Origin of the sequence: Mycobacterium sp. NAZ190054 (assembly GCF_001545925.1) — a bacterium.
Taxonomy (GTDB): domain Bacteria; phylum Actinomycetota; class Actinomycetes; order Mycobacteriales; family Mycobacteriaceae; genus Mycobacterium.
The window spans coordinates 1-5,723 of record NZ_LMVQ01000239.1; the positions used below are offsets into that span (position 1 = coordinate 1).

Sequence of the window (5,723 nt, forward strand, 5' to 3'; positions counted from 1 at the left end):
CGGGCTCTGCGCGGCCGACGCCGCCGACGGCCGGCTGACGTGGGTGCTCGACCCGATCGACGGCACGGTCAACTTCCTGTACGGGCTTCCCGCCTACGCGGTGTCGGGGGCGCCCGGCAGCGCGGTCGCGCTGCGCCAGCGGTGCAGCCGCTCCTGAGCCGCGTCGAGCACCTCGGCGCTCCAGAACCGGTCCTCGCGGTAGTGCCCGGCGAACAGGCCGAGCCGGACCGCGGCCGGATCGACGCCGTCGCGGCGCAGTTGCGACACCAGGACCAGGTTGCCGCGGCTCTTGGACATCTTGTGCCCATCCCAGCCGATCATGCCCGAGTGCACGTAGTGCCGGGCGAAACGCCGCTCACCGGAGACGGATTCGGCGTGTGCGGCGGAGAATTCGTGGTGCGGGAAGATCAGGTCGCTGCCGCCGCCCTGGATGTCCAGGCCGGTACCGATGCGGCTCAGCGCGATCGCCGCACACTCGACATGCCAGCCTGGCCGCCCGGGGCCGAACGGCGACGGCCAGCTCGGTTCGTCGGGCCGTTCGGCGCGCCACAGCAGCGCATCGAGCGGATCGCTCTTGCCGGGCCGGTCGGGGTCGCCGCCGCGTTCGCCGAACAGCGCCAGCATGGTGTCACGGTCGTAGCCCGACTCGTAGCCGAACTGCACGGTGGCGTCGGCGCGGAAGTACACGTCCGGGTACTGCGCGTCCTCGACGACGTAGGCGGCGCCGGACGCCAGCATCTTCTCCACCAGCTCGATGACCTCGGCGATGGCCTCGGTGGCGGCCACATAGTCGCGCGGCGGCAGTACCCGCAGCGCCGCCATGTCCTCGCGGAACAGGTCGGTCTCGCGGTCGCCGAGCTCGCGCCAGCCGATGCCGTCGCGCTGGGCGCGCTCGAACAGGGGGTCGTCGACGTCGGTGATGTTCTGCACGTAGTGCACGTCGTGGCCGCCGTCCAGCCACAGCCGGTGCACCAGGTCGAACGTCAGGTAGGTCGCCGCGTGCCCGAGGTGGGTGGCGTCATACGGGGTGATCCCGCACACGTACATCGTCGCGGTGGCACCGGGCGCCACCGGCCGCACCTGCCGGTCCGCGCTGTCATAGAGCCGCAGCTGCGGCCCACGTCCAGGCAGCGCCGGCACGTTCGGCGCGGACCACGATTGCATAGCGTCGACTCTAGACATCGAGGACTGCGACAATTCCGACGGCTGATTCATTCCCGGCATGGCCGACCTCACCGGTACGCCGACCAGATGCCCTCCAGCAGGACCCCGGCCAACTCGGGTCGGCACATCAGCAGGTCCGGCAGGTAGGGGTCGCGGCGGTTGTAGATCAACGGCGAGCCGTCGATGCGCGAGGCGTGCATCCCGGCCGCCCACAGCACCCCGGCCGGGGCGGCCGAATCCCACTCCCACTGGCCGCCGGCGTGCAGGTAGGCGTCGACGTCGCCGCGCACCACCGCCATCGCCTTCGCACCGGCCGAACCGATCCGGACCAGCTCGATGTCGAGTTGTTCGCGCAGCCGCCACAGCACCGCGGGCGGGCGGTTGGAGCTGGCGGTGACGCGGATGGGGCCCTCCTTGCGGGGCGGCGGCGGGCTGACGGTGTCGGTGCGGTACACCTCACCGTGGGCGGGCAGCGCGACGGCGGCGTCGGTGATCGTCGGCCCCCCGGATGCCGTCGAACGTTGCCACAGCGCGATGTGCACCGCCCAGTCGGCGCGGCCGGGCATCGAGTACTCGTAGGTGCCGTCGACCGGATCGACGATCCAGACCCGGTCGGCGTCGACGCGGGACACGTCGTCCACGGCCTCCTCCGACAGCACCGCGTCGTGCGGGCGGGCGCTGTGCAACCGGTCCAGGATCAGCGTGTTGGCGCGCATGTCGCCTGCGTCGCCGAGGTCGTACGGGTCGTAGAAGCCCAACTGCTCGCGCATAGCCAGCAGCAGCTCACCGGCCTCTTCGGCCACCGCGGCGGCCAGTGCTGCATCGGTGAGGGTCACCCGGCAAGTAGATCATGTCAGAACGCCGGCCATGGGATCGGCCGTCGCCTGTCGGGGGTGGGCATCACCGGATTGCGCAGCAGGCCAACGATTCTGGCCCGCAGCGCGGCGACTTCGCGGGGTGTGATGAGGCCGCACAGCTCGGCGCCGAGATCGGCTTTCAGCTTCTCACCGAGTTCTCCGACATCGGCGAGCATGCCGTCGTCGACCGGTTTGCCGGCCCAGCCCCACAACACGGTGCGCAACTTGTCCTCGACGTGGAACGTGACGCCGTGGTCGACGCCGTACACACCGCCGTCCACACCGTGCAGCACGTGGCCACCCTTGCGGTCGGCGTTGTTGATCAGCACGTCGAACACCGCGATGCGGCGCAACCGCTCGTCGTCGGCGTGCACGAGGGTGACCTCGGCGCCGGCGTAGTCATAGGCCTGCAGCACGGGCAGGAACCCGGGCGGGATCTCGCCGGCGGGCAGCAGGTCGATCAGATCGGGGCCGGAATCCTGTTCGGCGTCGGGGTCTTCGTCCCCCGGCTGGTCGACCCAGCGCTGCACCATGCCGGGCCCGGCCGGACCGTCGCGAACGATGGTGTAGGGCACCACGTTCCAGCCCAGCGCGGCCGACACCAGGTAGGACGCGGCCTCCCGCCCGGCCAGGGTCCCGTCCGGGAAGTCCCACAGCGGCGCCTCGCCGCGCACCGGCTTGTACACGCAGTGGTGGACGTCCTCGCCGAGCGTGGCCTCGCACAGGAACGTCGCGTTGCTCGCCGAACGGATCCGTCCGAGGACGGTCAGCTCACCGCGCCGCAGGACCTCAGAGCTCGTCATCGTCGGACCCGGTGAGCGCGCCGCGCCGGTAACCGTTGGTTCGGACGCAGATGTGGCCCTCGGGGTCCAGCGGCTCGTCGCACAGCGGGCAGGGCGGGCGCCCGGCCGAGATGACCCGGTTGGAACGGGCCGCGAACTGGCGCGCCGACTCCGGTGTCAGGAACACCCGCACCGCGTCGGGGCCCTCCTCGGCGTCATCGAGCACGACGGACGCGTCGAACTCGGTCTCCGAGACGGCCAGCAGCTCGACGACCACGGTCTGGGCTTCGGAGTCCCAGCCCAGTCCCATGGTCCCGACCCGGAATTCGGCGTCCACCGGGGTGATCAGCGGGCTGAGGTCCTCGACCTCGTCGGTGTCGGGCGGGATCGGGGTGCCGAAGCGGCGGTTGATCTCCAGCAGCAGCGCGGCGATGCGCTCGGCGAGCACGGCCACCTGTTGCTTTTCCAGCACCACGGACACGACCCGCTTGTCGTGGACGGCCTGCAGATAGAAGGTCCGGTTTCCCGGTTCGCCGACCGTCCCGGCCACGAAGCGGTCGGGTGTGCGGAAGACGTGAATTGCGCGGGCCATGGCAGTTTCCAAAATACCGTCAGCCGGTGGAACCGCCGACCACGGCGTCTCCGCTGGGAACCTCGCCCTGGTCGGATTTCGCGGCGGGCGGTGGGGCCGACAGGGTGGCGTTCAGCGCGACACCGGTGTGGTTGACGTGGATGACGAAGGGACGCAACGGGGTGTAGCGGACGACGCTGACCGACGCCGGGTCGGCGTTGATCCGCTGAAAGCTGTCCAGGTGGGTGCCGAGCGCGTCGGCCAGGACGGACTTGATCACGTCGCCGTGGGTGCACGCGACCCACAGCGCGTCGCCGCCGTGCTCTTCGGCGAGCCGGCGGTCGTGCTCACGCACCGCGGCGACCGCACGCGCCTGCACCGCTGCCAGCCCCTCACCGCCCGGGAACACCGCGGCGCTGGGCTGCTGCTGGACCACCGCCCACAGCGGCTCCTTGACCAGCTCGCCGATCTTGCGGCCGGTCCACGATCCGTAGTCGACCTCGGTGATCCGCTCGTCGACGACGGGCTGCAGACCGAGCGCGGCGGCCAGCGGTTCGACGGTGCGTTCGCACCGCAGCAGCGGGGAGCGCACGATCGCCCGGATCGGCAGCTCACCGAGCCGCTCGACCAGCGCGGAGGCCTGTTCGCGGCCGCGGTCGTCAAGATCGACACCGTCGGAGCGGCCCGCCAGCGTGTGCGCGGTGTTCGACGTCGAGCGGCCGTGCCGCAGCAGCAGAACGGTCATACCGCCGCCACCACCCCGGTCGACAACAGGATCAGCACCACGGTGCCGAGCAGGATGCGGTAGCCGACGAACCAGTACATGCTGTGCCGGACCAGGAACCGCAGGAACCACGCCACCGCGGCGTAGCCCACCACGAACGCGATCACGGTGGACACGAACAGCTGGGCGCCGCTGGCGCTCATGCCCTCCCCGGACGGGTTGAACGCGTCGGGCAGCGAGAACAGACCCGACGCGAACACCGCCGGGATGGCGAGCAGGAACCCGAACCGGGCGGCCAGCTCGCGCTCCATCCCCAGGAACAGGCCGGCGCTGATCGTCGCGCCCGAGCGCGACACTCCCGGCACCAGCGCCAGGCACTGCGCGAAACCGACGATGACGCTGTCCTTCCAGGTGAGCTGTTCGACACGCCGGGTCTGTCTGCCGGCGTATTCGGCGGCGGCGATCACGAACGAGAACACGATCAACGCGGTGGCCACCAGCCACAGATTGCGCGCACCGGTCCGGATCTCGTCCTTGAACAGCAGCCCCGTCACGCTGATCGGGATGGTGCCGATGATCACCCACCAGCCCAGCCAGTAGTCGGCGTTGCGCTGCCCGGCCCGGAACAGTCCGGCGAACCACGCCCTGACGATCCGCACGATGTCGCGGGCGAAGTACACCAGCACGGCGGCTTCGGTCCCGAGCTGGCTCACCGCGGTGAAGGACGCCCCCGCGTCACCGTCGAAGAACACCTTCGACGAGATCGCCAGGTGTCCCGACGACGACACCGGCAGGAATTCGGTCAGTCCCTGCAGCACCGAGAGGACGACGACCTGCAGCCACGACATCTCCGCCCCCGTCACGACGACGACCGTACCGTGACGCGGGCCGTGCGTCGCTCAACGCCCGTTGCGGGTGACCGGCTGCGCGTCGGCGACCGCGTCACGCACGGCGGCGATCACGCTGCGCTCGTCGGTCATGTCGATGTCGGTGAGTGTGCGGGTGGCGGTGGCCACCACGTCCTCGGCTTGCGGGACCGGATCGCGCAGCCGGGGACGGTACACCTCGACGACGAGCATCAGGCGCTCCACGTGAAAGGAGAAGCTCCGCCCGTCGCCGACCTCGCCGAACCCACTGGCATGCACCCCGGTGGTGATGACTTCGACCGTGAAGCCCTGAGCTGTGACTTCGCTGTCAGCTGTGAGGGTCATGGTATGTACCATACTGCCGGTGGATGGGCCGGGGACTCCCGGCGCCGCCGGACCGCCGCTACGACGTTGCATACACTGGCTCTCCGATCCGATTCCCGCCGAACCCAACCGAGAGCTACCCGTTGTCGCGCCACACAAACTCACCAGGTCAGCTGGCCCGCGTGGGGATCGCCGCGTTGGCGCTGGCGCTGGTCGCCGGCTGTTCGTCGAATCCGGTGGACGCGCCGCCACCGACCATCGAGCCCGCGCGTGCCGCGGACTCGCCCCCGGTCACCGAACCGCCGGACGGGCGGGTGTTGCCGCTGGAGCTGCAGGGCGACCGCAGCCGCGGGGTCTGACGCGGGCCGATGACTTCCGCGCTGCTGGCCTTCGAGGTACTGCCCGAGTCGGCGCTGCGCAACATGGTCGACGGGA

6 protein-coding genes and 3 pseudogenes are annotated in these 5,723 nt (G+C 70.5%); 1 reads left to right on the top strand and 8 read right to left on the bottom strand.

Features of this window, described 5'->3' with window-relative positions:
• A pseudogene (locus ASJ79_RS31150) lies at window positions 1-106 on the top strand (inositol monophosphatase family protein); the annotation flags it as partial.
• On the opposite strand, the pseudogene mshC reads toward ASJ79_RS31150, so the two are convergent.
• From mshC to ASJ79_RS35110, 8 genes and pseudogenes are all read right to left on the bottom strand, one after another.
• Window positions 106-1,164: pseudogene (mshC, locus tag ASJ79_RS17195) on the bottom strand (cysteine--1-D-myo-inosityl 2-amino-2-deoxy-alpha-D-glucopyranoside ligase); the annotation flags it as partial. The pseudogenes ASJ79_RS31150 and mshC sit on opposite strands and share 1 nt — an antisense overlap.
• Window positions 1,165-1,232: 68 nt before the next feature.
• Window positions 1,233-2,000 (bottom strand): 3'(2'),5'-bisphosphate nucleotidase CysQ, encoded by a 768-nt coding sequence (locus ASJ79_RS17200; RefSeq protein ID WP_067957511.1) that lies wholly within the window; start codon window positions 1,998-2,000, stop codon window positions 1,233-1,235.
• Window positions 2,001-2,017: 17 nt separating this feature from the next.
• Window positions 2,018-2,824, bottom strand: coding sequence for an SCO1664 family protein (locus ASJ79_RS17205; protein WP_067957514.1), 807 nt, complete (start codon window positions 2,822-2,824; stop codon window positions 2,018-2,020).
• Entirely contained in the window at window positions 2,811-3,395 is a 585-nt protein-coding gene (locus tag ASJ79_RS17210) for a DUF3090 domain-containing protein (protein WP_067957517.1), read from the bottom strand. The genes ASJ79_RS17205 and ASJ79_RS17210 overlap by 14 nt, the downstream gene beginning before the upstream one ends.
• Window positions 3,396-3,414: 19 nt before the next feature.
• Window positions 3,415-4,119, bottom strand: coding sequence for a histidine phosphatase family protein (locus ASJ79_RS17215; protein ID WP_067957519.1), 705 nt, complete (start codon window positions 4,117-4,119; stop codon window positions 3,415-3,417).
• A complete protein-coding gene (locus tag ASJ79_RS17220; RefSeq protein ID WP_067957522.1) occupies window positions 4,116-4,946 on the bottom strand; it encodes an undecaprenyl-diphosphate phosphatase in 831 nt (276 codons plus the stop codon). Before ASJ79_RS17220 ends, ASJ79_RS17215 begins: the two co-directional genes overlap by 4 nt.
• Before the next feature lie 51 nt (window positions 4,947-4,997).
• Window positions 4,998-5,309, bottom strand: a complete 312-nt coding sequence (locus ASJ79_RS17225) for a hypothetical protein (protein ID WP_197420256.1) — start codon at window positions 5,307-5,309, stop codon at window positions 4,998-5,000.
• A 148-nt stretch (window positions 5,310-5,457) separates the two neighbouring features.
• Window positions 5,458-5,723 (bottom strand): annotated as a pseudogene (locus ASJ79_RS35110) (hypothetical protein); the annotation flags it as partial.